Source organism: Azospirillum sp. HJ39 (assembly GCF_041507355.1).
Taxonomy (GTDB): Bacteria; Pseudomonadota; Alphaproteobacteria; order Azospirillales; family Azospirillaceae; genus Azospirillum; species Azospirillum thiophilum.
This window is the reverse complement of record NZ_CP167911.1, coordinates 2,329,144-2,355,642: the sequence shown is the minus strand read 5'-3', so window position 1 is coordinate 2,355,642 and position 26,499 is coordinate 2,329,144. Positions and strand designations below refer to the sequence as shown.

The window sequence follows — 26,499 nt, the reverse complement described above, 5'->3', positions numbered from 1 at the left end:
GGCGCCATGGAAGTGCTAGTCGTATTCCTTCCGCTCCTGGCGTTCCTCGTCGCCGGATCGATCGCGCTGTTCGGCGGGCCGAAGGCCCTGCCGGCGGCTGGCGGTCACGGAAGCCACGGTCATGGCCATGACGATCACGGGCACGCCCAGATCGCCCATGCCCATGACGACCATTCCCACGATGATCATGGCCACGACGACGCCCACGACGACCATCATGTCGTCGCCGGGCCGCCGACCGTCGGCGACCGGGTCGCCCAGTTCGTGACCGCGGGTGCGGTGCTGGTGTCGGCGATCCTGTCCTGGATCCTGTTCTTCGACGTCGCCGTCGGCGGTCATCCGCGGACGATCGAGCTGATGACCTGGATCCAGAGCGGCACGCTCGACGTGAAGTGGGCGCTGCGCGTCGACCAGCTCACCGCGGTGATGCTGATCGTCGTCAACACCGTCTCGGCCTGCGTCCATGTCTACTCGGTCGGCTACATGGCCGACGACCCGCAGAAGCCGCGCTTCATGGGCTACCTGTCGCTGTTCACCTTCGCCATGCTGATGCTGGTGACGGCGGACAACCTGGTCCAGCTGTTCTTCGGCTGGGAGGGCGTCGGTCTCGCCTCCTACCTGCTGATCAACTTCTGGTACGAGAAGCCCTCGGCCAACGCCGCCGCGATGAAGGCCTTCCTGGTCAACCGGGTCGGCGACTTCGGCTTTGCGCTCGGCATCTTCGCGATCTTCGTGCTGACCGGCTCGGTCCAGTTCGATGCGATCTTCGCCAAGGCGCCGACGCTGACCGGCGAGACGCTGCATTTCCTCAGCTGGGATTTCAACGGCCTGACCATCGCCTGCCTGCTGCTGTTCATGGGTGCCATGGGCAAGTCGGCACAGCTCGGCCTGCACACCTGGCTGCCGGACGCGATGGAAGGCCCGACCCCGGTGTCGGCCCTCATCCACGCCGCAACCATGGTCACCGCCGGCGTCTTCATGCTCTGCCGCCTGTCTCCGGTGTTCGAGTATGCGCCGACGGCGCTGGAAGTCGTCGCAGTGGTCGGCGGCCTGACCGCTTTCGTCGCCGCGACCATCGGTTTCACCCAGTTCGACATCAAGCGGGTCATCGCCTATTCGACGATGTCCCAGCTCGGCTACATGTTCTTCGCCATCGGCGTGTCGGCCTATGGCGCCGCGATGTTCCACCTGTTCACCCACGCCTTCTTCAAGGCGCTGTTGTTCCTCGGTGCCGGCTCGGTCATCCATGCCCTGCACCATGAGCAGGACATGCGCAAGATGGGCGGCGTATGGCGCAAGATTCCCTTCACCTACGCGGTGATGTGGATCGGCAACCTGGCGCTCGCCGGTCTGCCCTTCTTCGCCGGCTTCTACTCCAAGGACATGATCCTGGAGGCGGCCTTTGCCTCGGGCAGCGGGGTGGGGCGCTTCGCCTTCGCGCTCGGCATCGCCGCCGCGCTGCTGACCGCCTTCTATTCCTGGCGCCTGCTGTTCATGACCTTCCACGGCACGCCGCGGATGGACCGTCAAGTCTACGACCACGCCCATGAGTCGCCGGTCGTCATGCTGGTGCCGCTGGCGGTCCTGGCGCTGGGCGCCCTGTTCGCCGGCGTCGGCTTCCACGAGTGGTTCATCGGCCACGACCGCGCCGAGTTCTGGGGCAAGGCCCTGATGGTTCTGCACGACCACGACACTGTCGAGGCCGCGCACCACCATACTCCGGGCTGGGTCAAGCTGGCTCCGCTGGTGGTCGGCCTGCTCGGCATCGCCATGGCGTATGTCGGCTACATCATGATGCCGCATCTGCCGGGCAAGATCGCCGGCACCTTCCGCGGCGTCCACCAGTTCCTCTACAACAAATGGTACTTCGACGAGCTGTACGACGCGCTGTTCACCCGTCCGGCCAAGGCCCTCGGCTATGGCCTGTGGAAGTCGGGCGACGGGGCGGTGATCGATGGCGTGGGGCCGGACGGCATCGCCGCCGCCACCCGCGACATCGCCGCGCGCGCCAGCCGGTTGCAGTCGGGCTACGTCTATCATTACGCCTTTGCCATGGTGATCGGGGTCGTCCTGCTCGTCGCCTGGCTGTCGGTCTTCGGCTGAGCGGTTTCGAAGGAGAACAACAACAATGGCTAGCTGGCCGATCCTGTCGTTCGCGACCTTCCTGCCGCTCGTAGGCGTCGCGCTGATCCTGCTGTTCTGCCGGGGCACCTCTCCGGACGTGCTGCGGAACGTGCGTTACATCGCGCTGTGGACGACGCTCATCACCTTCGTGCTGACGCTGCTCGTCTGGGCCAATTTCGATCCGCGCAATCCCGGCTACCAAATGGTCGAGAAGGCGGGCTGGATCCCGGAATTCGGCATCAACTATCACATGGGCGTCGACGGCATTTCGGTGCTGTTCGTCGTGCTCTCCGGTTTCCTGATGCCGCTGTGCATCCTGGCGAGCTGGGAGTCGGTCCAGCTTCGCCTGAAGGAATACATGATCGCCTTCCTCGCGCTGGAAACCCTGATGATCGGGATGTTCTGCGCGCTGGATTTCGTGCTGTTCTACATGTTCTTCGAAGGCGTCCTGATCCCGATGTTCCTGATCATCGGGATCTGGGGCGGCCCGCGCCGCGTCTATGCCGCCTTCAAGTTCTTCCTCTATACGCTGCTCGGCTCGGTCCTGATGCTGCTGGCCATCCTGGCCATGTATTACGTGGCCGGCACCACCGACATCCCGACCATCACCGCCACCCAGTTCCCGCGCAACATGCAGCTCTGGCTGTGGCTGGCCTTCTTCGCCTCCTTCGCGGTGAAGGTGCCGATGTGGCCGGTCCACACCTGGCTGCCGGACGCCCACGTCGAGGCACCGACGGCCGGGTCGGTGATCCTGGCCGGCGTGCTGCTGAAGATGGGCGGTTACGGCTTCCTGCGCTTCAACATTCCGATCCTGCCGGAAGCGACGGAATATTTCGCGCCGCTGATCTACACCCTGTCGGTCGTCGCCGTGATCTACACCTCGCTGGTCGCGCTGGCCCAGGAGGACATGAAGAAGCTGATCGCCTACTCGTCGGTCGCCCACATGGGCTTCGTCACCATCGGCATGTTCGCGCTGAACCAGCAGGGCATCGAGGGCTCGGTGTTCCAGATGCTGTCGCACGGCGTGGTGTCGGGTGCGCTGTTCCTGTGCGTCGGCGTCGTCTATGACCGGCTGCACACCCGCGAGATCGCCCGCTACGGCGGCCTCGTGAAGAACATGCCGAAATACGCGGTGGTCTTCCTGTTCATGACCATGGCCTCGGTCGGCCTGCCGGGCACCGCCGGTTTCGTCGGCGAGTTCCTGGTCCTGCTCGGCGTCTTCCGCGACAACACCTGGGTCGCGGCGCTCGCCGCCACCGGCATGGTGCTGGGTGCCGCCTATGCGCTGTGGCTGTACCGCCGCGTCGTCTACGGCAAGCTGACCAAGCCGGACGTCAAGGCGATGTTCGACATGACCCCGCGCGAGATCGCGGTGTTCCTGCCGCTGGTCGCCGTCGTCCTGTGGATGGGCGTCTATCCCAGCAGCTTCCTGAACGTCACCTCGGCATCGGTCGAGCAGCTGATCCAGACCTACCAGACCAAGCTGGCCGCGTCGCACGCCGCGTCCGGTGTCTCGGTCGCCGCTCGGTAAGGGGTTCTTCGACATGACCGCAGTGTTTCCCGACATCTGGCCGGCCCTGCCGGAGATCTTCCTGGCATTGTCGGGCGTCGCCCTGCTGATGCTGGGCGTGTTCCGCGGCGACGGCTTCACCCGTCCCGTCTCCTACCTGGCGATCGTCTGCATGCTGCTCGCCGCCGTCCTGGCGATGGGCTATGGCAGCGGCCGCGTCGTCACCTTCAACGGCATGTTCGTGATGGACGCCTTCGGCGTCTTCATGAAGGTGCTGGTGCTGGTGTCGGCTGCCTTCGCGGTCGTCCTCTCGCTCGGCTTCAACGAGCGTGAGCAGATGGCGCGCTTCGAGTTCCCGGTGCTGATGCTGTTCGCCACGCTCGGCATGCTGATGATGATCTCGGCCAACGATTTCATCTCGCTGTATGTCGGCCTGGAAACCCAGAGCCTGGCGCTCTACGTCATCGCGGCCTTCCGCCGCGACAGTGCCAAGTCGTCGGAAGCCGGCCTGAAGTATTTCGTGCTGGGCTCGCTGTCGTCGGGCATGCTGCTGTACGGTGCCTCGCTGGTCTACGGCTTTGCCGGCACCACCTCCTTCGACAAGGTCGCGGCGCTGTTCGCCGGCGGCGCCCATGTGTCGCCAGGTCTGGTGATCGGCCTGGTCTTCGTGATGGCCGGTCTGGCCTTCAAGATTTCGGCCGCGCCGTTCCACATGTGGACCCCCGACGTCTATGAGGGCGCGCCGACGCCGGTGACCGCCTTCTTCGCGGCGGCCCCGAAGGTCGCGGCCATCGCCCTGCTGACCCGCGTGGTGATGGAGCCGTTCGGCCATCTCGCCGCCCAGTGGCATCAGGTTCTGGTGGCGACCGCGATCCTGTCGATGGTCATCGGTTCCTTCGCCGCGATCATGCAGACCAACATCAAGCGCCTGATGGCCTACAGCTCCATCGGCCATGTCGGCTACGCCCTGGTCGGCCTGACCACCGGGACGCAGGACGGCGTGCGCGGCGTGCTGATCTACATGGCGCTCTATATCGCCATGAACATCGGCGCCTTCGCGGTCATCCTCAGCATGAAGGCCAAGGGCCAGATGCTGGAGGAGATCAAGGACTTCTCCGGCCTGTCCAAGACCAACCCGATGCTGGCCGCGACCATGGCGATCTTCATGTTCTCCATGGCCGGCATCCCGCCGATGGCGGGTTTCTTCGGCAAGCTGTACGTCTTCCTGGCCGCCGTCGCGGCGCAGGAGTACACGCTGGCCGTGGTCGGCGTGCTGACCAGTGTTGTCGGCGCCTTCTACTATCTGCGCATCATCAAGATCATGTATTTCGACGAGCCGTCGGTGGTGGTCGACAAGATGTCCGACGATGGCATGACCGGCGTCCTGGTCGTCACCAGCCTGTTCACCCTGCTGTTCTTCGTGGCTCCGGCACCGATCCTGAACGGTGCGGCCGCTGCCGCTGCCGCTCTGTTCGCCGGGTGACGACGAGCAGATGACATTATCGCTCGAAGCGGAGGCGGCGCGGCTGCGCCTGCCTCCCGGCTTCCAGGTCAAGGCCTTCGCCTCCGTCGTCAGCACGAACGACGAGGCGAAGGCCTTGGCGCGTCCGGGTCCCGGTGGTGCCGGCGCGCCCGAGGGCACCATCGTCTGGGCCCGCCGGCAGGAAGGCGGGCGGGGGCGGCGGGGGCGGGTCTGGGCCTCTCCCGAGGGCAACCTCTACAGCACGACCATCCTGCGGCCCGGTCTTCCGCCGGCCGAAGCGGCGCAGATTTCCTTTGTCGCCGCCCTCGCCATCGCCGAGACCGCCGAATCGGTGCTGCCGGATCCGAGCGGCATCCGCTGCAAATGGCCGAACGACGTGCTGGTGCATGACCGCAAGCTGTCCGGCATCCTTCTCGAGTCGGAGCCGGCGGCCGACGGGACGGTCGCCTGGGTCGTGCTGGGCGTCGGCATCAACCTGCGGCATTTTCCCGCGACCGCCGATTACGGTGCCACCTCGCTGATCGCCGAAGGCGCGCCGGCCATGGGCCCGGGTGCGCTGCTGGAGCTTTATGCCTGCCATCTGGCGGACTGGTACGGACGCTGGCGGGCTCATGGCTTCGGCCCGGTGCGTGACGCATGGCTCGCCCGCGCCAAGGGGCTGGGCGGACCGATCCTGGTCCGGTTGGCCGACCGGTCGATTTCCGGCATCTTCGCCGATCTGGACAGCGACGGCGTTCTGTTGCTTGATCCAACGGATGGCGGACCGCGACAGCGGATCGCCGCCGGGGATGTGTTCTTCGCCGCCCCATCCCAGACCTGAACCCTGGCCGTCCATCGCCCGCCTCCATCGCCCGCCCATCGCCCGCACGGATCCTGCCATGCTGCTTGCCATCGACGCCGGAAACACGAACGTGGTGTTCGCCATCTATGACGGTGACCGTCAAGCGGGCATCTGGCGTACGGCCACCGACCAGAAGCGCACCGCCGACGAATACATGGTGTGGCTGACCCACCTGATGGCGCTGAAGGGGTTTGCGCCCGGCGATATCGACAGCGCGATCATCGCCAGCGTCGTGCCGGGCGCGACCTTCAACCTCAAGCGGCTGTGCAAGGATCATTTCGGCTGCGATCCGGTGATCGTCGGCCAGCCCGGCGTCGATCTCGGCGTCAAGGCGCTGGTCGACCGGCCGGAGGAGGTCGGGGCCGACCGGCTGGTCAACACCGCGGCGGCGGCGGCCACCTACAAGACCCCGCTGATCGTCATCGATTTCGGCACGGCGACGACCTTCGACGTGGTCGATGCCGATGGCAATTATTGTGGCGGAGTGATCGCGCCCGGACTGAACCTGTCGCTGGAGGCGCTCCAGATGGCGGCTTCGAAGTTGCCGCGGGTCGAAATCCAGCAGCCGGCCGAGGTGATCGGTAAGAACACCATCGCCTGCATGCAGTCGGGCATCTTCTGGGGGTATGTCGGCCTGATCGAAGGGTTGATCAGCCGCATCCGGGCGGAGTACGGCGAACCGATGCGGGTGGTCGCGACCGGCGGACTGGCTGTTCTTTTCGCCAAGGCCACCCATGTGATCGAACACACCGACAGCGAACTGACGCTCCGCGGCCTTCTCCTGATCCACAAGCGCAACACGGTCCAATGACACAATCCTCCAAGACAACCGCCGGAACGCCCGAAACCCCGGCGGAGCCCTTCGTTCCGGAGGATGGCGCGCTGTATTTCCTGCCGCTCGGCGGTTCCGGCGAGATCGGGATGAACCTCAACCTGTATGGCCATCAAGGCAAATGGCTGATGGTGGATCTCGGCATCTCCTTCGCCGACGACACCATGCCCGGGCTGGACGTGATCATGCCCGACCCGGCCTTCATCGTGGAGCGCCGCGGCGATCTGGTTGGGCTGGTGGTGACCCACGCGCATGAGGACCATCTCGGCGCCGTTCAGTATCTGTGGCCGGAACTGCGCTGCCCCGTCTATTGCACGCCCTTCACCGCGTCCTTCCTGCGTGCCAAGCTGCATGAGCGCGGCCTGAGCGCCACCGTGCCGATCGTCGAGATTCCGCTGGGCGGCACGGTCGAGATCGGTCCATTCTCGGTCGAATATGTCACCATGACGCATTCGATCCCGGAGCCGAATGCGCTCGCCATCCGCACCTCGGCCGGCACCGTCCTGCACACCGGCGATTGGAAGCTGGATCCCGACCCGCTGGTCGGCGATACCGCCGACGAGGCGCGGCTGCGCGCCATCGGCGACGAAGGGGTGTTGGCGCTGGTCGGTGACAGCACGAACGCGCTGGTGCCGGGCTCCGCCGGGTCGGAGGCGACGGTGCGGGCGTCGCTGATGGAGCTGTTCGGCCGCTACCGCAACGCCCGCATCGCCGTCAGCTGCTTCGCCACCAACGTGGCGCGGCTGGAGAGCATCGCCGCCGCCGCCGCTGCCCATGACCGCCATGTGGCTCTGGTCGGCCGCTCGCTCTGGCGGATCAACGAGGCGGCGCGGGCCAACGGCTATCTGGCCGAGGTGCCGAAATTCCTGTCGGAGCATGACGCCAGCTACCTGCCGCGGGAGAAGCTGGTGCTGATCTGCACCGGCAGCCAGGGGGAGCCGCGCTCGGCGCTCGCCCGTATCGCGGCCGACGACCATCCGCAGATCACGCTGTCGCGCGGCGATGTGGTGATCTTCTCCTCGCGCGAGATTCCCGGCAACGAGCGCGCCATCGGCCGGATGCAGAACCAACTGGTCGCCCAAGGCGTCGAGCTGGTGACGGCGGACGATGCGCCGATCCATGTCTCCGGCCACCCGGCCCGCGACGAGCTGGTCCGCATGTACCAGTGGGTGCGCCCGCGCATCGCCGTTCCGGTGCATGGCGAGCAGCGCCACCAGCAGGCCCACGCCGCGCTCGCCGAGGATTGCCAGGTTGCCCACAGCCTCGTGCCGGCCAATGGCGAGCTGATCCGGCTCGACGGGGCGGAGGGAGCGCGGGTGGTGGCCACCGTGCGTGCCGGCCGGATGGCGTTGGACGGCAAGCGGCTGGTGCCGCTCGACACCGGCATGATGCGGGCGCGCAACCGCATGGTGAACAACGGCGCCGCCGTCGTCACGCTGGTGATGACAGGGACCGGCGAGCTGTTGACCGCGCCTCAGGTGGCGGTGATGGGGCTGATCGACGAGGCGACCGACCGGGACCTGCTGCTGGACGTGATCGACGCGGTGCGCGAGGCGGTGGCGCTGCTGCCCCGGTCGGCGCGGGCCGACGACGCGCAGGTGAAGGAGGCTGCGCGGATCGCCCTGCGCCGCTGCTTCAATGCGTCCCATGGCAAGAAGCCGGTGACGGAGGTCCATCTGGTCCGCGTATGACCGGACCGAGGATTTGAGCAAGGGTGTATAAGACGCGGACCAGAGCCCGCCAACGGGCCGAGCGGACAGCCAGCGAGAGGACGCACGCATGATCGGGAAACTCAACCATGTCGCCATTGTCGTTCCGGACCTTCCGGCGGCGACGGCGCTCTACCGCGATACGCTGGGTGCGGCGGTGTCGCAGCCGGTGGATCTGGCGCCGCACGGCGTCACCGTGGTCTTCGTCACACTGCCGAACACCAAGATCGAGTTGCTGCATCCCTTCGGCGAGAAATCGCCGATCGCCGGATTCCTGGAGAAGAACCCGTCCGGTGGCATCCACCACATCTGCTACGAGGTGGATGACATCCTCGCCGCCCGCGACCGGATGAAGGCGCAGGGCGCCCGGGTTCTGGGCGACGGCGAGCCGAAGATCGGCGCGCATGACAAGCCGGTCCTGTTCCTGCATCCCAAGGATTTCTGCGGGACGCTGGTCGAACTGGAGCAGGCCTGATCCGGTCTCGATCCCGGTGCGGCGCGGAGAGGGTCGATGGACAATTGGGTAACGGGCGCCTTCGTCTATGTCGTGGTGTGGTGGGTGGTGCTGTTCGCGGTGCTGCCCTGGGGCGTGCGGACGCCGGAGAGGCCGGAGCCGGGCATGGCCTCGTCTGCGCCGGAGAATCCGCGCATTCTGCGCAAGTTCATGATCACCTCGGTGGTCGCACTGCTGGTGTGGCTGGTGATCTTCGGGGTCGAGCGATCGGGCATCATCTCGTTCCGGGACATGGCCCGGGACATGATGTGACCAAGAACCACGGCAGAAGGCGACGGGAGACGATCGGGTGAGTCTGACCTATTGCGCGGCCGCGCCCGGCCATCCCCACCATGGTCCCTACCATGAGGGCGAATACGGCTTTCCCAGCAGCGACGACCGGGTGCTGTTCGAGCGTCTGGTGCTGGAGATCAACCAGGCCGGCCTGTCCTGGCTGACCATCCTGAAGAAGCGCGACGCCTTCCGCGCCGCCTTCGACGGTTTCGACATCGACAGGGTCGCCGCCTATGGCGAGGCCGAGCGGGACCGGCTGCTGGCCGATGCCGGCATCATCCGCAACCGGCTGAAGGTGGATGCGGTCATCGACAATGCCCGCCGCATCATCGCCCTGCGCCAGACCTTCGGATCCTTCGACGGCTGGCTGCGCGCCCACCATCCGCTGAGCAAGCCGGAGTGGGTCAAGCTGTTCGCCAAAACCTTCCGCTTCACCGGCGGGGAAATCGTCGGGGAATTCCTGATGAGCCTGGGGTACTTGCCGGGCGCGCATCAGCCCGATTGTCCGGTCCAGGCAATGGTGTTGGAGCAGAGTCCGCCCTGGAAGATGGCGGTCGATGCCGGGTATCGCGGGTATGAGCCCATGAAGTAGGCAAAACCCGGATTATAATGGCGGCAATCGCCGAGACACTGTGCAGAAATGCAAAATCTTTGGGCAAAGGGGGGTGTTGCCTCTGTTTTGGGCTTGCCATGGCCGTGGCCGGGGTCCACTCTTTTGATGTGACGAGGGGGATCTTCCCCCTTTCCGACGCCTGGTGGCGATTCCTCCCTAAACTCGACAGGCCGCGCCGCTTCTGCCGCGCGGCCTTTCTTTATCCTGGACATGGCTGATTCCAACCGGCTGGCCGGTGGACGGGGCGTGCGGGCGGAAATTTCCGCATCCGCTCCAGGAAACGTTAACGGTTTACTTGGTAGCGTTGCTTCGCTTAGCTCCCATAGGGATTCTCCTGCATAATGGGCGTGCAACAGCCACCGGGAGGGGGTTCCATTCCGGGGGCCTATCTGTTTTGGCTCGCTCAAGGGCCGGCAGGGAAAGGACGACAGTCGAGGCGCCGATGGCCGCGAATGAAAACGAACGATTCAATCAGTTCGCGGCCGTTCTGTCGACCGAGCTGTTGGAACGGACCAAGAAGAGCATGGAGCTGTTGGCGCCGGACGAGCAGCCTTGCTCCCTGCTGCCCTTCATTCAGACGCCGTCCTTCGTCGAATTCTATCAGGAGCTGGTGCGCGTCGGCATCCTGCCGGTCGTGTTAAGCCGCCGTCCGGTCCGCGCCATCGTCGGCGACGTCGATTGGGCGCGGGAAGGGCGCGAATATCTGCTGACCGTGTTGGACGACCGCTCCAACGCCGTCTTCACCGCCTGGGAATATGCCTGGGATTCGCTGTGGGACGAACGCAAGGTTGGACAGGACAGCGCCGCCGCCGGCAATGTGAAGCAGAAGAAGGGGTTCTTCAGCGCACTTTTCAGCCGCAAGCGGGACGAGAAGCCCGATGCCGGTCAAGGCAACGGTGCCGAGGGCGGCGTGATGGCCGGGCTGCACATCATGTTGACCGAACTGGCCGAGAAACGTGGTTTCCTGCCGCTGTTCCACGAGGATGTCCGCATCCTGAAGGCGCTGCCACGGCTGAAGCCCGGCCGTGTCGCCCAGGCCTGGAAGGAAATCACGCAGTACCACCATCAGGAATTCTATCTGCCCGAACAGGAGCAGGCGAAGCCGGGCGTGACCTCGGAATGCCTGCAGAAATGGCACTATAACCTGCCCGACAAGATCGGCGAGTTCCTGGTGCTGAAGGCCGCCGTAGACCTCGAGCATGTGAACAAACCCTTCATCGGCAAATATATCCGCCAGTCGGCGCGGACCCAGGAGGAGGCGGAAAAAGGCATGCCCTATCTCGCGGTCTACTGGAAAGCCATGCGCAACCCGGCCCCGGTGGCCGAACGGCACACGCTGTGAGCACGCGCGGTCTCTTGCGAGCCGGGCTGGCCGCACTTGTGCTTGCCCTGTCGACCGGCCCGGCACCGGCGCAGACCCAACCGCCGCTTCCCGGTCCGATCCAACTGACGCCCGATGCCGGCCGCGAGCGTCCCGTGGTGGATCTGTCGCTGTGCCGGCGGCTGACCCGCCATGTCCCGGCGCCGGATGTGGAGTACAAGCCCGGCGTCGACGTGCATGGCCGGCCGGTGGCGCCGGCCGATCTGCCGGGGTCGGCCGGGGTACAGCCGCCGATCCCGATCGACCTGCCGCTGTCTATCGATCTTGCCCGCCGCATGGGCATCGCCCTGCCGTCGGTGCCCCGCCTGCCCGACGATGTTACCGCGGTGTGGCTGAGCGTGGTCGGAGACAGGCTCTATCTCAACGGCCAGCAGATCGATCCGGGGGCCGAGGATCGTCTCTATGCCTACTGCCGCGCCCGATAGGGGCATGGGCGGCCCTGGGGAGGAGCGGGGGAGGAGCGGGGGCTTACAGTGGACAAGTGCGGGCGACCTTCCTAAAGTCGCTCACCCGCCGCCCGGATCCGTCCTTTTTTCAGAAAAGGGCATGTTCGCGCGGACTTGTCGAACACCTCGCACACGAGAGCAGAGCCATGCGGCTGTCCAGCTTCTTCATGCCCACCCTCAAGGAGACCCCGACCGAGGCGCAGATCGTCTCGCACCGCCTGATGCTGCGGGCCGGGATGATCCGCCAGACCAGCGCCGGCATCTATGCCTGGCTGCCGCTGGGCTATCGGGTGCTGCGCAAGATCGAGCAGATCGTCCGCGAAGAGCAGGACAAGGCCGGCGCGCAGGAACTGCTGATGCCGACCATCCAGTCGGCCGATCTGTGGCGCGAGAGCGGCCGCTACGACGATTACGGCAAGGAGATGCTGCGCATCACCGACCGCCACGACCGCGAGATGCTGTTCGGCCCGACGAACGAGGAGATGATCACCGACATCTTCCGCGCCTTCGTCAAGAGCTACCGCCAGCTGCCGCTGAACCTCTACCACATCCAGTGGAAGTTCCGTGACGAGATCCGCCCGCGTTTCGGCGTGATGCGCGGCCGCGAGTTCCTGATGAAGGACGCCTATTCCTTCGACATCGATCCGGCCAGCGCCCGTCGCGCCTACCAGAAGATGTTCCTGGCCTATCTGCGCACCTTCGCCCGCATGGGGCTGAAGGCGATCCCGATGCGCGCCGACACCGGCCCGATCGGTGGCGACCTCAGCCACGAGTTCATCATCCTGGCCGAGACCGGCGAAAGCGGCGTCTTCTGCCACAAGGACTGGCTCGACCTGGACGTGCTGAAGGATGCGCCGGGCTTCGCCGACGACCTCCAGCCCTTCTTCGACCGCACCACCTCGATCTACGCCGCCACCGATGAGAAGCACGACGCCGCCAGCTGCCCGGTTCCGGAATCGGATCTGGTGTCGGCCCGCGGCATCGAGGTCGGCCACATCTTCAACTTCGGCACCAAATACTCCAAGCCGATGAACGCGGTCGTCGCCGGCCCGAACGGCGAGTCGATCCCGGTGGAGATGGGCAGCTACGGCATCGGCGTGTCTCGCCTGATGGGCGCGATCATCGAGGCCAGCCACGACGACAACGGCATCGTCTGGCCGGACGCCGTCGCTCCCTTCAATGTCGGGCTGATCAACCTGAAGTCGGGCGATGCGGAAACCGACCGGGTCTGCGCCGACCTCTATGAAAAGCTGGAGAAGGCTGGCTTGGACGTCGCCTATGACGACCGCGACGAACGTCCCGGCGCCAAGTTCGCCGACATGGACCTGATCGGCGTTCCCTGGCAGCTGGTGGTCGGCCCGCGCGGCCTGAAGAACGGCGTCGTCGAGCTGAAGCGCCGCGCCACCGGCGTGAAGGAAGAGCTGCCGGTCGAGGCGGCGCTGGCGAAGCTGCTGGGCTGATCCTTACCCAACCGATGACAGAGGCGCCGGGCTATAGCCCGGCGTTTTTTTTCGAATCGCCCAGGCAGCTGCAGTGGAATATATGGGAACAGAGCGGAGCATTTCACGGGTGTTTTGGCTCTCAAGAATGCCTTGTAGATTGAATTGAAATGGATTTTTCTACCGGATTTGACTTGGGCCAGTTCCTTGGTCACAGTCGGACTGCAGCAGTTTCCGTCTCTTCTTCATTTCGAAAATGTCGTGCTGAGCGGGGCCGCTGGGAATCAATTGCCAAGGGAGACCGATCATGTCGTTTGCCTTTTCCCCAATCGAAAGCCAGCGCTTCAGCCTGACCCCCACCAGCACCGGAACCTTTGCGCTGCCTGCAATCGGCCGCAATGTCCGGGTGGCAAATCTCGGGCCGTCGGACGCATGGATCAAGTTCACCGCGACCTTTTCCTCGTCGACCGTAAACACGTTGACGATCATGGCCCGCACCGTCGAGATCTTCGACCGTCAGGCCAACGGTTTCATCACCGGGATCGGCGTGAATGGTGGGACGGTACTGGACGTCACCACCGGCGAGGGGCAGTGACATGGCGTTGAGGGCAGTCGCACCCGTTGCGGCGTCGCGATGGGGGATGTTCCGCCTATCCGCCAACCAGACGACCGGGCTGACGGTCAACAATCCCATCCGCTTCGATACGGTCGCTGCCGGAACCCTGGCACTGGCCGGCTATGCGATACAGTTGCCCGAGAACCGCATGTTCCGGCTGACGTCGGGACTTTCCTTCAGTTTTTCCAACAACAACGGTTCGGTTCAAACCTGTTGGTACGACATGACCGCCGGTCAGTTCGTCGGCGTCACATCGCAGCACATTCCGCCCACCAACACCACGCCATGGTCACAGCAGCCGGTCGCCCATGCGGTTATCAGCACCGCAGGCGGCGCCCGCTCGGTTCAGCTGCGCGTTTCGGCTGCCAGCAGCCCAAATGGCGTGTTTGCCGCGTGGTCCTTTGCCGAGGTGACAGAGATCCTTTGAACGGCCGACGAACGGCCGATATCACAAGGCAATCTCATAAGGCAGTCTTTGCGCAGCCTCGCAAGGTATCCTATCTTCCGGTGGCGAACCTCAAGGTTCGCCGCTTTTTTTGTCCTTCCCACCGGCAGGCCGGATTCCCTCATGATCTTCAATGCCTTCGAACGCATGGTCGCGATGCGTTACCTCCGGGCGCGCCGCCAGGAAGGGTTCATCTCGGTCATCGCGGGGTTCTCCCTGCTGGGCATCGCGCTCGGCGTGGCGACTCTCATCATCGTCATGGCGGTGATGAACGGCTTCCGGGCGGAGCTGCTGGGCCGGGTGCTCGGCCTCAATGGGCACCTCAACGTCTACAACATGCGCGGCGGGCCGCTGCCGGACTTCGACATCCTGGCCGGCAAGCTGCGCAACACGCCCGGCGTCGACAACGTGACCCCGACGGTGGAGGGGCAGGCGCTGGTGTCGGTGCGCGGTGCCGCCTCCGGGGCGGTCATCCGCGGCGTGCGGCCGGAGGATTTCCGGGTGCGGCCGACGCTGGCGAAGAACATCGTCCGCGGCTCGGCCGAGGAGTTCGGGGAGGACCGCATCGCCATCGGCTCGCGCATGGCCCAGCGGCTCGGCCTGTCGGTCGGCGACCAGATCACGCTGATCGCGCCGCAGGGCAACGTCACCGCCTTCGGCACGGTGCCGCGGATGCGCAGCTATCCCATCGGCGCCATCTTCGACGTCGGCATGTTCGAATACGACAACAGCTTCATCTTCCTGCCATTGGAGGAGGCCCAGGCCTTCTTCCGCACCGGTGACGCCGTGACCTCGCTCGAGGTCTTCGTGAGCGAGCCGATGCAGATCGCAGCCGCCCGCGCCGCCGTCCAATCGGTGGTGGCGGGGGAGGGACGGGTGGTCGACTGGCAGCAGTCCAACGCCAGCTTCTTCACCGCGCTCCAGGTCGAACGCAACGTGATGTTCCTGATCCTGTCGCTGATCATCATGGTCGCGGCCTTCAACATCATCTCCAGCCTGATCATGCTGGTGAAGGACAAGGGGCGCGACATCGCCATCCTGCGCACCATGGGGGCGACGCGCGGCATGGTCATGCGCATCTTCTTCCTGTCGGGCGCCAGCGTCGGGGTGACGGGCACGCTGCTCGGACTGGCGCTCGGCGTGTCCTTCGCGCTCAACATCGAGAGCATCCGGCAGGTCATCCAGGGACTGACCGGCACCAACCTGTTCAACGCCGAGATCTATTTCCTGTCCCACCTGCCGGCCAAGATCGACTGGAGCGAGGTGGTGCAGGTGACGCTGATGGCGCTCGGCCTGTCCTTCGCCGCCACCATCTACCCCTCCTGGCGAGCCGCCCGGCTCGATCCGGTGGAGGCCCTGCGCTATGAGTGACGCCGCCATGGACAGGATGTCGAAGCCGATGCTGGAGTTGAAGGGCATCGTCCGCCGCTTCGAGCAGGCGGGCGAGACGCTGGAGGTGCTGCGCGGCGTCGACCTGACCGTCGGCGCCGGGGAACTGGTCGCGCTGGTCGGCCCGTCGGGCGCCGGCAAATCGACCCTGCTGCACATCGCCGGCCTGCTGGAGCGGCCGACCGCCGGTACGGTGCGCATCGCCGGTGCCGACGTGTCGAACCTGGACGACGGCAAGCGGACGGAGATGCGCCGCCGTTCCATCGGCTTCGTCTACCAGTTCCATCATCTGCTGCCGGAGTTCACGGCGCGGGAGAACATCGTGCTGCCGCAGATGATCGCCGGCGTGCCGAAGCCCGTCGCCAGGCAGCGCGCCGACGAGTTGCTGCGCATGGTCGGGCTGGAGCAGCGCGGTACCCACCGTCCGGCCCGGCTGTCGGGTGGCGAGCAGCAACGGGTGGCCATCGCGCGGGCGCTGGCCAATGCGCCGTCCCTGCTGATCGCGGACGAGCCGACCGGCAACCTCGACCCCCACACGGCAGAGCATGTCTTCGCCATGCTCTCCGCCATCGTCCGGCAGGCCAAGGTGGGGGCACTGGTGGCGACGCACAATCTGGAGCTTGCCCGGCGCATGGATCGGGTGCTGGAGATGCGCGACGGCCTTCTGGTGGAATATCAGCCGTCGGAGCTGGTCCCGTTCGCCGAAGCGGCGCCCGAGGGAGCGTAACTGCCGTCATAGGCCGAAAGCAGGTCGTTCCCCCGGTTGCCAAGCCGGCGCCGCGTCACCACTCTCAACCGCGACCGCACCGGCTGAGCTGCGGCATATGCGAACAGGGGGCATAGGGGATGGATCAGCGGATCATCGACCTTTACGACGAATACACCCATGCGCCGCTGCCGCGCCGGGTCTTCCTGGAACGGCTGGCTGGACTGGCGGGCAGTGCGGCGGCGATTCCCGCCATCCTGGCGGCGATCGAGCCGAACTATGCCCGCGCAGCCATCGTCGGCGCGGATGACGGGCGTCTGGCGGCGGAGAAGGTGTCCTTCCAGGGGGCGACCGGCGACGTCGCCGGCTATCTCGCCCGGCCGAAGCTGGCCGACAAGGCCCCGGCGGTGATCGTCATCCATGAGAACCGCGGCCTGAACGCCTATGTCGAGGACGTCACCCGCCGCCTTGCCACCGAAGGCTTCGTGGCGCTGGCGCCCGACCTGCTGTCGCCGCTGGGCGGCACTCCGCAGGACCCCGACAAGGCCCGCGACATGATCGGCCAGCTCGACGCCGACAAGACGGTGAACAACCTGATCGCGGCGATGAGCTATCTGATGGCCTATCGCTATTCCTCGGCCAAGGTTGGCGTCGTCGGCTTCTGCTGGGGCGGCGGGATGGTCAACCGGCTCGCGCTGAAGGCTCCGGACCTCAAGGCCGGCGTCGCCTTCTACGGCCCGACGCCCGACCCGGCGCTGGTCACCACCATCAAGTCGCCGCTGATGCTGCATTTCGCCGGGCTGGACCAGCGCATCAACGCCGGCATTCCAGCATATGACGAGGCGTTGAAGAAGGCCGGGGTCGAACACCAGATCCATATGTACGAGGGTGTCAACCACGCTTTCCACAACGACACGTCGGCGGAGCGCTACAACAAGGAGGCCGCCGATCTGGCCTGGAAGCGGACGGTCGAGTTCCTGAAGGCGAAGCTGGCGTAAGGGACAGCCACCGCCCAAACCCTGCATCGCTCCCGCAAAGCTCCTGCCCCTCTCCCGCGAAGCGGGGGAGGGATGGGGAGGGGGCATTCAGCGCGACAGCTTTTCCAACAGCTCCGCCGTCTCCACCACCGTCGCGTATTCGCCGTCCATGTTGGCGAGCGACAGGTCGTGGACTTCGTCCGCGGTGCGCAGCCGGCCCGAGCGGTCGAGCCGGGCGAAGGTGAAGCAGGCATCGGCCACCAGCCGCACGTCGTAACCGAGGTTGCCGGCCATGCGCACGGTGGCCTCGACGCTGTTGTTGGTGATGACGCCCGCGACCGCCAGCGTGGCGATGCCGCGGCTGCGCAGCCAGTCGTCCAGGCCGGTGCCGATGAAGGCGCTGTTCACGCTCTTGCCGATCACCGTTTCGCCCGGCAGCGGCATCGCCTCGTCCTTGAAGGGATGGCCCGGGCCGCCGGGGCGGTAGGTGGAGCCGGGTTCGGTCGAATCGTGGCGGATATGGACGATGGGACGGCCGTCGCGCCGCCAGGCGGCCAGCAATGCCGCGATGTTGGCCTCGGCCTGCGGGTTGTTGCGCGGGCCGATGCGGCTCCAGCGCGGGTCGTCGATGGCCCTTTGCAGGTCGACGATCAGCAGTGCGGCATTCGATGGCACGGGACGCAATGGTTGGGTTTCCATGCCGGCCATTCTGGGGGTGCCATCCATCGCATGACAAGTTCCATCGCGTGACAAGTGCGCCGGTTTCTGGCTCTAATCCGGCGCTCCACCCCGTTCTCCCAATCCTGCGCCTGTCCCGGAGGAGTCGTGCTCGCATCCCCCCTGTCGCTGCTTGCCGTTGCCGCCGGCGGTGCCGCCGGATCGGTGGCGCGTTACCTGATGTTGATGACCGTCGCACAGTGGGCCGGTATCCGGTTTCCGGTCGGCACCATCGCCGTCAACGTGCTCGGCTGTACGGCGATGGGCGTGCTGTCGGAACTGGCGGCCCTGACCTGGTCGCCGTCGCCGGAGTTGCGCGCCTTCCTGCTGGTCGGCGTCCTCGGGGGCTTCACGACCTTCTCCTCCTTCACGCTCGACATCGGCGTCCTCGTCGCCCGCGACGAGATCGTCGCGGCGGCCGGCTATTTCCTTGCCTCGACGCTGTTCAGCGTGCTGGGTTTCTTTGCCGGCCTGTGGGCCGTGCGTTCTCTTGTTTCGGTGTCCCTCTGATGACTGACTCCCGCGATCCCGCCGCCAATTCCGACAACGACGACTTCGATACCGACGCCCCCGATACAGGTGGCAAGAGCGGCGAGAGCAAGGTCGAGACCCGCGCCGTGACGGCCGACGAGGCCGACATGCGGCTCGACCGCTGGTTCAAGCGGCATTTTCCCGACGTGAACCACAGCTATCTGCAGAAGCTGCTGCGCACCGGTCAGGTTCGTGTCGACGGCAAGCGGGCGGAGACCTCCTCGCGGCTGGCCGCCGGGCAGAGCGTGCGTATTCCGCCGCTGGCGGCCTGGGCGGCGCCCGTCAGGGGCCCCAATCCGGCCGCCGGCAAGCCCAAGGCGATGTCGGACAAGCAGATCGCCGAATTGCAGGCGCTGGTGCTCTTCCGCGATGCCGACGTCATCGCCATCAACAAGCCGGCCGGGCTGGCGGTCCAGGGCGGCACCGGAACGACGAAACATCTGGACGCCATGCTGGATGCCCTGCGTTTCGACGGCAAGGAGCGGCCGAAGCTTGTCCACCGGCTGGACAAGGACACCTCCGGCGTCCTGCTGCTGGCCCGCAACACATTCGCGGCCAGCAAGCTGACGGAGATGTTCCGCGGCAGCGCCGTGCGCAAGATCTATTGGGCCGCCACCGTCGGCGTGCCGAAGCCCTACCAGGGCAAGATCGATCTGGCGCTGGCCAAGGAAGGCGGCCCGCAAGGCGAGCGGGTGGCCGAGAACAAGGAAGAGGGCAAGCGCGCCGTCACCGTCTATTCGGTGCAGGAGAATGCCGGCAAGCAGGCCGCCTTCGTCGCCATGTGGCCGCTGACCGGCCGCACCCACCAGCTGCGTGTCCATATGGCCGCCGTCGGAACGCCGATCCTGGGCGACGGCAAATATGCCGGGCAGGGCGCCTTTCTGCCCGGCGCGGAGGTGACGAAGAAGCTGCATCTGCACGCCCGTCGGCTGGTCCTGCCGCACCCGCGCGGCGGCAAGACCATCGACGTCACCGCCCCGCTGCCCGACCACATGCAGGCGACCTGGAAATATCTCGGCTTCAGCCCGAACCTGCGCGACGACCCGTTCGAGGATTTCGAGTGATGGCGGTCCCGTCGGGGTCTCCGCTCCGCCTCGCCCTGTTCGATTGCGACGGCACGCTGGTGGACAGCCAGTTCGCCATCATCGACGCCATGAACCGGGCCTGGGCCGAACATGGGTTGGGCGAGCCCGACCCGGCAGAGGTTCGCCGCATGGTCGGGCTGTCGTTGGTCGAGGCGGTGGCGCTGCTGCTGCCGGTGCTGGATGCCGACGCCCATGTCGCGGTGGCGGAGAGCTACAAGCGGGCCTTCGCCGCCGCCCGCGGGCGCGGCGAGGTGGACGAACCGCTGTTTCCCGGCATCCTCGACACGCTGGCGGCGCTGGAGGCGGCGGGCGTGCTGCTGGGGGTGGCGACCGGCAAGTCGCGGCGCGGACTGGACGCGGTGCTGAAGGGCCACGGGCTGACCGGGCGTTTCGTGACCCTGCAGACCGCCGACGTCGGTCCGGGCAAGCCGAACCCGCACATGGTCCAGCGCGCGCTGGCCGAAACCGGCGCGGAGGCGGCGGGAACGGTGGTGGTCGGCGACACCACCTACGACATCCAGATGGCCCGCAACGCGCGGGTGCGGTCGGTCGGCGTCTCCTGGGGCTACCATGCGGTGCCGGAACTGGAGCGGGCCGGGGCCGACCGGATCGTCCACCGCGGGCGCGAGGTCGCCGGCGCGGTGCTGGAGCTTTTGGAAGGGTAAGCGATGAAGCGTTTCTACAAGGCGGCGGGGGTCGGCGAGGCCGAAGGCGGCTTCCGGGTCGAGCTGGACGGCCGTCCGGTGCGCAGCCCGGCCAAGGCGCCGCTGGTCTTCCCCAGCCGGCCGCTGGCGCAGGGCGTGGCCGACGAATGGGCAGCGCAGGGCGAGCGGATCGACGCCCATGCGATGCCGCTGATGCAGCTGTCGAGCACCGCCGTCGACCTGATCCCGGCCAAGCGGCACGAGATCGTCCCGGCCGTCAGCGCCTATGCCGGCACCGACCTGCTGTGCTACCGCGCCGAACATCCCCAGCCGCTGGTCGAGCGTCAGGCCCGGCTCTGGCAGCCGCTGCTGGATTGGGCGGCCCTGACCTACGACGCGCCGCTGCGGGTCTGCGCCGGCCTGATGCCGAAGCCGCAGCCGGACGAGGCGCTGGGCGCGCTGCACAATGTGGTGGAGGCGACGGACGACTGGTATCTGGCGGCCTTGCAGACCGCGACGGGTGTATGCGGCTCGATCGTCGTGGCGCTTGCCTTGCTGGAGGGGCGGATCGGTCCGGACGAAGCCTTCGAGGTCTCGCAACTGGACGAAACCTACCAGATCGAGCAATGGGGCGAAGACGCCGAGGCCACGAAGCGCCGCGCCAACGTGCGCGCCGAAATCCTGGCCTGCCGGCGCTTCGTGGATCTGCTGCGGGGATAGAGGGAAGGCGGAAGAATCCGCAAGCCCGTCACCCCCGCGGCGATTTTGCGGGGATGACGGGCACGGGGCGAACCCCTTACTTCACGGTGCTCGAACCGGTGGCCGGGGCTGGAGCCGGGGCGGCGCCCGGAGCCATCGGCTCGGCGTCGGCCGGCTTGCGGTTCTTGTTCAGCGACGTCATCGTATCGTCATACTGGAATTCCGGCATCGCCCCGATGTCTTCGCGGGTCATGCCGGCCAGGTTCAGGCGGTTGTTCTGCGCGTCCCAATTGGCGGCGGTATAGTCGATGGCGACCTGCTTCTCACCGATGCCGAGGAAGCCGCCGGAGCTGACCACCAACTGCTTGGCCTGGCCGGTGCCGTCGAGGATCACGTCGTCGACCTCGCCGATCTTGTTGTTGTCGCGGCCATAGACATTCTTGCCGATCAACTCGTCGGCGCTGGCCATTTGTCCGCCGGTCGGGCTGGCCGACGTGGTGCTGCCGGGGGTGGCGGTGTCCGGCATCGCGCTGTTCGACATGCTGGAGGTGGACGAGGACGGGTTGCCCACGGTCGGCGAGGTGGTCTGCGCGACGGCGGCGCCGGTCATGAGGGCCAGCGTTGCGGCGGTGACGATCAGGGTGCGACGCATGGGATGGCTCCTTTGTCGTTGTGTCGTGACACTTGAACAACACCGGAGGAGCCGGTTTGATCTCGCCGGACGCGAACTCTTTGGGTGTGGGATTACCCCTTCGTGGCGGATGCCCACTCCGGTTCCTGCGGTTTCAGCGTCGCCGTACCCGCCTGGAAGGGCAGCCCGCCTTCGGCCGCACGCTGCACATCCTCCAGCCGCAGCAGGGCCAGCCCGGCGCCGTCGCGGCTGCTGCGGATTTCGCCTGCCTCCTTGCCGTCCAGTGTCACCGGCGTGCCGGCCTCCGGCGCCGGACCGTCGAAGGCGACCGGGAACAGCTTCTTCTTTATCAGGGCGCGGTACTTGGTGCGGGCGGTCAGCTCCTGCCCCATGTAGCATCCCTTGTCCCAGGAGATGGCGTTCAGCGCATCCATGCGGCTTTCCAGCGGGATCGACTTTTCCGGGATCAGGTCGCGGGTGCCGTCGGGCACGCCGAGACCGAGCCGCAGCCGGTCGAAGTCCGCGGCATCTCGTCGCGTCAGTCCTGCCGCTTCCAGCGCCGCCAGCCCGTCGGCGGGCAGGAACAGGCGGGCGCCCAGCGCCGGCAGCCGCGGGTCGATGAAGGCGACGCCGCCGCCGAAGGGACGGGCCGCCCCGGCTTCTCCAGGCAGTCCCAATGCCGCCGGCACGTCCCCGCCGAAGGCCACGGCGACCAGGAGCCGGTCGGCCCGGTCCTCCAGCGCGATCCGGGAGCGCAGCTTGTACATCTTCAGCCGGCGCAGCAGGTCGGTCCGCCGCTCCGTCTCGGCATCCATCAGAATTGCCGGCAGAATTGCCGCCGGATCGCCGTCCGAATCGACCATGGTGAAGTCGTGCAGGAACTTGCCCTGCGGGGTGAGGAACAGCGCGTAGGCAGCATGCTCCGGCGTGACGCGCAGGACGTCGTTCGACACCAGCCCCTGCAGGAAGGGCTTGCGATCCTCGCCCGTCACCGCAACGACGCTCCGCTGGTCCAGCACCGCGTAACCCGCCGACATCCTAGCCTCCGCATCATCCGATCGACTGGAGTGTTGGTCGGATCGGAGGCGCTGGCAAGGGCTTGCTGCGGTGCGACGGGCAGGGTTGCCGCCTTGTGATGACCAAATCGGCAATTGCATCTTGGATGGGCAGGTGATCGGGTGTTGACGGCCGGTGGTGCGAGCGGATTACTCTGTCGGCAGCGGTGGCATGGCTCTGGCATTGCCACGCAAAATTGACCTTTTCCCGGATTGCTCCTCCTTGCATTCGCACGCCGAGACCTATCCCCCGGACGCTCCGCCGCCCCGACTGGCGCTGCGCGGCATCACCAAGCGATTCCCCGGCTGCCTCGCCAACGATCATGTCGACCTCGTCCTCCAGCCGGGCGAGATCCATGCGCTGCTGGGCGAGAACGGCGCCGGGAAGTCGACCCTGGTCAAGATGATCTACGGGGTGCTGCATCCCGACTCCGGCACCATGCTGTGGCAGGGGCGGGAGGTCACGGTTCCCGATCCGGCCGGCGCCCGCCGGCTCGGCATCGGCATGGTGTTCCAGCATTTCTCGCTGTTCGACACGCTGACGGTGACGGAGAACATCGCCCTCGGCCTCGACAATGCCGGGCCGATGGATGCGCTCGCCGAGCGGATCCGCACCGTCTCCCAACGCTATGGCCTTGCGCTCGACCCCGGGCGCCACGTCTTCCACCTGTCGGTGGGCGAGCGGCAGCGGGTGGAGATCGTGCGTTGCCTGTTGCAGGACCCCAAGCTGCTGATCATGGACGAGCCGACCTCGGTCCTGACGCCGCAGGAGGCCGCCAAGCTGTTCGAGACCCTGCGCCGGCTGGCGGCGGAGGGTTGCACCATCCTCTACATCTCGCACAAGCTGGAGGAGATCCGCGCGCTCTGCAGCCGCGCCACCGTGCTGCGCGCCGGCAAGGTGGTGGGCGCCTGCGATCCCCGGCAGGAAACGGCGCGCGGCCTCGCCGAGATGATGATGGGGGCCGAGCTGGCCATGCCGGAACGGCCGCCGCAGGGCGTCGCCGGGGCTGCCCGCCTGTCGGTGCGCCACCTGTCCACCACCTCCGACAACCCCTTCGCCACCAACCTGAAGGACGTCTGTTTCGAGGTGCGCGCGGGCGAGATCCTGGGCATCGCCGGTGTCGCCGGCAACGGCCAGGCCGAGCTGATGGCGGCGCTCAGCGGCGAGGCGCTGATCGCCGATGCCGGCGCGGTGGTGATCGAGGGCGCGTCGGCCGGCCATCTCGGGCCGCGGGCGCGCCGGGCGCTCGGCCTCGCCTTCGTGCCGGAGGAGCGGCTGGGCCGCGGTGCCGTCCCGGAACTCAGCCTGTCGGAGAACGCGCTGCTGTCGGGCTATGCCAGCGAACCGCTGGTGCGCGGCGGCATGGTCAATTTCGGCCGGGCGCGGGCCTATGCCGAGACGATCATCCGCGGTTTCAACGTGGTCGCCCACGGGCACCGGGCCGAGGCGCGGTCGCTGTCGGGCGGCAACCTGCAGAAATTCATCATCGGCCGTGAAATCCTGCAGAGGCCCAAGCTTCTGGTGGTCGGCCAGCCGACCTGGGGCGTCGATGCCGGCGCCGCCGCGGCGATCCACAAGGCGCTGATCGGGCTGGCGCGCTCCGGCGCCGCGGTGCTGGTGATCAGCCAGGATTTGGACGAGCTGTTCGTGCTGAGCGACCGGATTTCCGTGCTGTTCCACGGCCGCCTGTCCGACAGCCGGCCGACGCACGAAACCACGGTGGAACGCATCGGCCTGCTGATGGGCGGCCTGTTCGGCACGCCGCCGGACGAAGACGGGGAGATCGCGCGTGCGGTGTGATGGTTTCTTGAGCGCCGGAGACGCCGCATGAGCCTGCTTCGTCTCGAGCCGCGCGGGCAGGCGTCGAAGACCATGGTCTACGCCACCCCGCTGCTGGCGGTGGCGCTGACCCTGCTCAGCGGCTTCATCCTGTTCCTGGCGATGGGATTCGACCCGCTTAAGGCACTGTATGCCTTCTTCGTCGCGCCGGTCACCTCGATCCGCGGAGTCGGCGAACTGGTGGTCAAGGCGACGCCGCTGGTGCTCTGCGCCGTCGGGCTCGCCATCGGCTTCCGCGCCAATGTCTGGAACATCGGTGCGGAAGGGCAGCTGACGCTCGGCGCCATCACCGGCGGCGGGCTGGCGCTGGCATTCTACGGCGAAGGCGGCTGGTGGCTCCTGCCGCTGATGGTGCTCGGCGGGGCGGCCGGCGGCGCGCTGTGGGCGGCGGTGCCGGCCTTCCTCAGGCTGCGCTTCAACGCCAGCGAGATCCTGACCAGCCTGATGCTGAACTATGTGGCGCTGCTGCTGCTGAACTATCTGGTCCATGGTCCCTACCGGGATCCCGACGGTTTCGCCTTTCCGGAGTCACGGCTGTTCGAGGCCGACGCCGTGCTGCCGGTGCTGTGGGCCGGAACCCGCGTCCATCTGGGGGCGCTGTTCGCCTTGGCGGCGGTGGCGGGCGGCTGGCTGCTGATCGCGCGGACCTTCGTCGGCTTCCAGATCAAGGTGATCGGCCTGACCCCGGCCGCTGCCGGCTATGCCGGCTTCGACCAGAAGCGCATCGTCTGGCTGACGCTGCTGCTGTCGGGCGCGCTGGCCGGCATCGCCGGCATGGGCGAGGTCGCCGGCCCGATCGGGCAGGTCACGGCCGGCATCTCGCCGGGCTACGGCTATACCGCCATCATCGTCGCCTTCCTGGGCCGGCTGCACCCGGTCGGCATCCTGCTGGCGGCGTTGCTGATGGCGTTGTCCTTCATCGGCGGCGAGGCGGCGCAGATCGCCATGGGCCTGCCCAAGGCCATCACCGGAGTGTTCCAGGGCATGCTGCTGTTCTTCCTGCTGGCGAGCGACGTGCTGATCCGCTATCGGGTCCGCTTCGGGGCGCGGAGGGCGGTGGCATGAGCGATTTCGCGCTGGTCGGCCCGATCCTGGCCGCGATGTTCGCCGCCGCCACGCCGCTGCTGTTCGCGGCGCTCGGCGAGCTGGTGGTGGAGAAGTCGGGCGTCCTCAACCTCGGCGTCGAGGGCATGATGCTGGTCGGCGCCGTCTGCGGTTTCGCCGTGACGGTGCAGACCGGCAGCGCCGTGACCGGCCTCGTCGTGGCGGCGCTCGCCGGGGCCGCCACCGCCTCGTTGTTCGCCGTGCTGACCCTGTTCCTGCTGGCAAACCAGGTGGCGACCGGCCTGGCGCTGACCCTGTTCGGCGTCGGCCTGTCGGCCCTGATCGGGCAGGGCTTCGTCGGCATTCCCCTGGAGGGGCTCCCCAAGTTGAACATCCCCGGCCTGACCGACCTGCCGGTGGTGGGGCAGGCGCTGTTCGGACAGGACATCATGGTCTATCTGGCGGTCGCCGCGGTGCCGCTGGTCCATCTGTTCCTCTACCGCAGCCGCGCCGGGCTGGTGCTGCGCGCGGTGGGAGAGAACCACACCGCTGCCCACGCGCTGGGCTACAAGGTGCTGCGCATCCGCTTCCTGGCGGTGATGTTCGGCGGTGCCATGGCCGGGCTGGGCGGCGCCTTCCTGTCGATGGACTATACACCGATGTGGGCCGAGAACATGACGTCGGGGCGCGGCTGGATCGCGCTGGCGCTGGTGGTCTTCGCCACCTGGAAGCCGGTGCGGGTCATGCTGGGTGCCTGGCTGTTCGGCGGTGTGACCATCCTGCAACTGCACGTTCAGGGGCTGGGCATCGACGTGCCCTCGCAGCTCTTGTCGATGCTGCCGTATCTGGCTACCGTTCTGGTCCTGGTGATGATTTCGCGGGATCTGGCCCGCATCCGCCTGAACGCGCCGGCCTGTCTGGGAAAACTGTTTCATCCCGATGCTTGACGCGTCGT

Annotated in this window: 27 protein-coding genes; 24 read left to right on the top strand and 3 right to left on the bottom strand. The window is 66.9% G+C overall.

Annotated elements, in window-relative coordinates; all coding sequences use genetic code 11:
- The first annotated feature begins 6 nt into the window (after positions 1 to 6).
- The 17 genes from nuoL (at position 7) to ABMY26_RS24390 (ending at position 17,319) form a co-directional block, all read left to right on the top strand.
- Positions 7 to 2,103, top strand: a complete 2,097-nt coding sequence (gene nuoL, locus ABMY26_RS24470; protein ID WP_372397214.1) for an NADH-quinone oxidoreductase subunit L — start codon at positions 7 to 9, stop codon at positions 2,101 to 2,103.
- Between the two features lie 25 nt (positions 2,104 to 2,128).
- Positions 2,129 to 3,655 (top strand): NADH-quinone oxidoreductase subunit M, encoded by a 1,527-nt coding sequence (locus ABMY26_RS24465; protein WP_045580741.1) that lies wholly within the window; start codon positions 2,129 to 2,131, stop codon positions 3,653 to 3,655.
- Between the two features lie 13 nt (positions 3,656 to 3,668).
- Positions 3,669 to 5,117 (top strand): NADH-quinone oxidoreductase subunit NuoN, encoded by a 1,449-nt coding sequence (gene nuoN / locus ABMY26_RS24460; RefSeq protein ID WP_045580740.1) that lies wholly within the window; start codon positions 3,669 to 3,671, stop codon positions 5,115 to 5,117.
- 10 nt (positions 5,118 to 5,127) lie between these two features.
- Positions 5,128 to 5,937 carry a biotin--[acetyl-CoA-carboxylase] ligase gene (locus ABMY26_RS24455; protein WP_372399061.1) on the top strand — a complete coding sequence of 270 codons (810 nt, stop codon included), beginning with the start codon at positions 5,128 to 5,130 and terminating at the stop codon, positions 5,935 to 5,937.
- Between the two features lie 58 nt (positions 5,938 to 5,995).
- Positions 5,996 to 6,769, top strand: a complete 774-nt coding sequence (locus ABMY26_RS24450; RefSeq protein WP_372397213.1) for a type III pantothenate kinase — start codon at positions 5,996 to 5,998, stop codon at positions 6,767 to 6,769.
- Positions 6,766 to 8,481 (top strand): ribonuclease J, encoded by a 1,716-nt coding sequence (locus ABMY26_RS24445; RefSeq protein WP_372397212.1) that lies wholly within the window; start codon positions 6,766 to 6,768, stop codon positions 8,479 to 8,481. Before ABMY26_RS24450 ends, ABMY26_RS24445 begins: the two co-directional genes overlap by 4 nt.
- Before the next feature lie 88 nt (positions 8,482 to 8,569).
- The gene (gene mce, locus ABMY26_RS24440) at positions 8,570 to 8,974 is read left to right on the top strand and encodes a methylmalonyl-CoA epimerase (RefSeq protein WP_045580738.1); all 405 of its coding nucleotides are present in this window, start codon (positions 8,570 to 8,572) and stop codon (positions 8,972 to 8,974) included.
- A 36-nt stretch (positions 8,975 to 9,010) separates the two neighbouring features.
- On the top strand, positions 9,011 to 9,265 hold the full coding sequence (locus ABMY26_RS24435) for a DUF1467 family protein (protein WP_372397211.1): 255 nt from the start codon (positions 9,011 to 9,013) through the stop codon (positions 9,263 to 9,265).
- Positions 9,266 to 9,302: 37 nt separating this feature from the next.
- Complete coding sequence (locus ABMY26_RS24430) at positions 9,303 to 9,878, top strand: DNA-3-methyladenine glycosylase I (protein ID WP_372397210.1); 576 nt, start codon at positions 9,303 to 9,305, stop codon at positions 9,876 to 9,878.
- 463 nt (positions 9,879 to 10,341) lie between these two features.
- The gene (locus tag ABMY26_RS24425) at positions 10,342 to 11,241 is read left to right on the top strand and encodes a hypothetical protein (RefSeq protein ID WP_372397209.1); all 900 of its coding nucleotides are present in this window, start codon (positions 10,342 to 10,344) and stop codon (positions 11,239 to 11,241) included.
- Positions 11,238 to 11,705: a hypothetical protein gene (locus tag ABMY26_RS24420; RefSeq protein WP_372397208.1), complete on the top strand. Its 468-nt coding sequence runs from the start codon at positions 11,238 to 11,240 to the stop codon at positions 11,703 to 11,705. Before ABMY26_RS24425 ends, ABMY26_RS24420 begins: the two co-directional genes overlap by 4 nt.
- 167 nt (positions 11,706 to 11,872) lie before the next feature.
- Complete coding sequence (gene proS, locus ABMY26_RS24415) at positions 11,873 to 13,186, top strand: proline--tRNA ligase (RefSeq protein ID WP_372397207.1); 1,314 nt, start codon at positions 11,873 to 11,875, stop codon at positions 13,184 to 13,186.
- A 286-nt stretch (positions 13,187 to 13,472) separates the two neighbouring features.
- A complete protein-coding gene (locus ABMY26_RS24410; protein ID WP_372397206.1) occupies positions 13,473 to 13,760 on the top strand; it encodes a hypothetical protein in 288 nt (95 codons plus the stop codon).
- A 46-nt stretch (positions 13,761 to 13,806) separates the two neighbouring features.
- Positions 13,807 to 14,208 (top strand): hypothetical protein, encoded by a 402-nt coding sequence (locus ABMY26_RS24405; protein ID WP_372397205.1) that lies wholly within the window; start codon positions 13,807 to 13,809, stop codon positions 14,206 to 14,208.
- 141 nt (positions 14,209 to 14,349) lie between these two features.
- Complete coding sequence (locus tag ABMY26_RS24400) at positions 14,350 to 15,597, top strand: lipoprotein-releasing ABC transporter permease subunit (RefSeq protein ID WP_372397204.1); 1,248 nt, start codon at positions 14,350 to 14,352, stop codon at positions 15,595 to 15,597.
- Positions 15,590 to 16,342 (top strand): ABC transporter ATP-binding protein, encoded by a 753-nt coding sequence (locus ABMY26_RS24395; protein ID WP_372397203.1) that lies wholly within the window; start codon positions 15,590 to 15,592, stop codon positions 16,340 to 16,342. Before ABMY26_RS24400 ends, ABMY26_RS24395 begins: the two co-directional genes overlap by 8 nt.
- Before the next feature lie 119 nt (positions 16,343 to 16,461).
- Complete coding sequence (locus ABMY26_RS24390; RefSeq protein WP_372397202.1) at positions 16,462 to 17,319, top strand: dienelactone hydrolase family protein; 858 nt, start codon at positions 16,462 to 16,464, stop codon at positions 17,317 to 17,319.
- An 87-nt stretch (positions 17,320 to 17,406) separates the two neighbouring features.
- Here the strand turns inward: ABMY26_RS24390 and ABMY26_RS24385 are convergent, their stop codons facing one another.
- A complete protein-coding gene (locus tag ABMY26_RS24385; RefSeq protein WP_372397201.1) occupies positions 17,407 to 17,997 on the bottom strand; it encodes a cysteine hydrolase family protein in 591 nt (196 codons plus the stop codon).
- 126 nt (positions 17,998 to 18,123) lie between these two features.
- On the opposite strand from ABMY26_RS24385, the gene ABMY26_RS24380 reads away from it, so the two are divergent.
- The 4 genes from ABMY26_RS24380 to ABMY26_RS24365 are packed head-to-tail and all read left to right on the top strand — an operon-like array spanning position 18,124 to position 20,995.
- Positions 18,124 to 18,525, top strand: a complete 402-nt coding sequence (locus ABMY26_RS24380; RefSeq protein ID WP_372397200.1) for a CrcB family protein — start codon at positions 18,124 to 18,126, stop codon at positions 18,523 to 18,525.
- Entirely contained in the window at positions 18,525 to 19,610 is a 1,086-nt protein-coding gene (locus ABMY26_RS24375; RefSeq protein ID WP_372397199.1) for an RluA family pseudouridine synthase, read from the top strand. Before ABMY26_RS24380 ends, ABMY26_RS24375 begins: the two co-directional genes overlap by 1 nt.
- Complete coding sequence (locus tag ABMY26_RS24370; protein WP_372397198.1) at positions 19,610 to 20,296, top strand: HAD-IA family hydrolase; 687 nt, start codon at positions 19,610 to 19,612, stop codon at positions 20,294 to 20,296. Before ABMY26_RS24375 ends, ABMY26_RS24370 begins: the two co-directional genes overlap by 1 nt.
- Positions 20,297 to 20,299: 3 nt before the next feature.
- Positions 20,300 to 20,995 (top strand): ATP12 family chaperone protein, encoded by a 696-nt coding sequence (locus ABMY26_RS24365; protein WP_372397197.1) that lies wholly within the window; start codon positions 20,300 to 20,302, stop codon positions 20,993 to 20,995.
- Positions 20,996 to 21,071: 76 nt separating this feature from the next.
- On the opposite strand, the gene ABMY26_RS24360 is transcribed toward ABMY26_RS24365, so the two are convergent.
- Together ABMY26_RS24360 and ABMY26_RS24355 are read right to left on the bottom strand one after the other, a co-directional pair.
- Positions 21,072 to 21,626 carry a PRC-barrel domain-containing protein gene (locus ABMY26_RS24360; RefSeq protein ID WP_372397196.1) on the bottom strand — a complete coding sequence of 185 codons (555 nt, stop codon included), beginning with the start codon at positions 21,624 to 21,626 and terminating at the stop codon, positions 21,072 to 21,074.
- Between the two features lie 92 nt (positions 21,627 to 21,718).
- Entirely contained in the window at positions 21,719 to 22,642 is a 924-nt protein-coding gene (locus ABMY26_RS24355; protein WP_372397195.1) for a folate-binding protein YgfZ, read from the bottom strand.
- A gap of 241 nt (positions 22,643 to 22,883) precedes the next feature.
- Between ABMY26_RS24355 and ABMY26_RS24350 the strand changes: the two genes are divergently transcribed.
- The 3 genes from ABMY26_RS24350 to ABMY26_RS24340 are packed head-to-tail and all read left to right on the top strand — an operon-like array spanning position 22,884 to position 26,491.
- The gene (locus ABMY26_RS24350) at positions 22,884 to 24,461 is read left to right on the top strand and encodes an ABC transporter ATP-binding protein (protein WP_372397194.1); all 1,578 of its coding nucleotides are present in this window, start codon (positions 22,884 to 22,886) and stop codon (positions 24,459 to 24,461) included.
- Positions 24,462 to 24,488: 27 nt separating this feature from the next.
- Positions 24,489 to 25,565: an ABC transporter permease gene (locus ABMY26_RS24345; protein ID WP_372397193.1), complete on the top strand. Its 1,077-nt coding sequence runs from the start codon at positions 24,489 to 24,491 to the stop codon at positions 25,563 to 25,565.
- Positions 25,562 to 26,491, top strand: a complete 930-nt coding sequence (locus ABMY26_RS24340) for an ABC transporter permease (RefSeq protein WP_372397192.1) — start codon at positions 25,562 to 25,564, stop codon at positions 26,489 to 26,491. The genes ABMY26_RS24345 and ABMY26_RS24340 overlap by 4 nt, the downstream gene beginning before the upstream one ends.
- Positions 26,492 to 26,499: the final 8 nt, after the last annotated feature.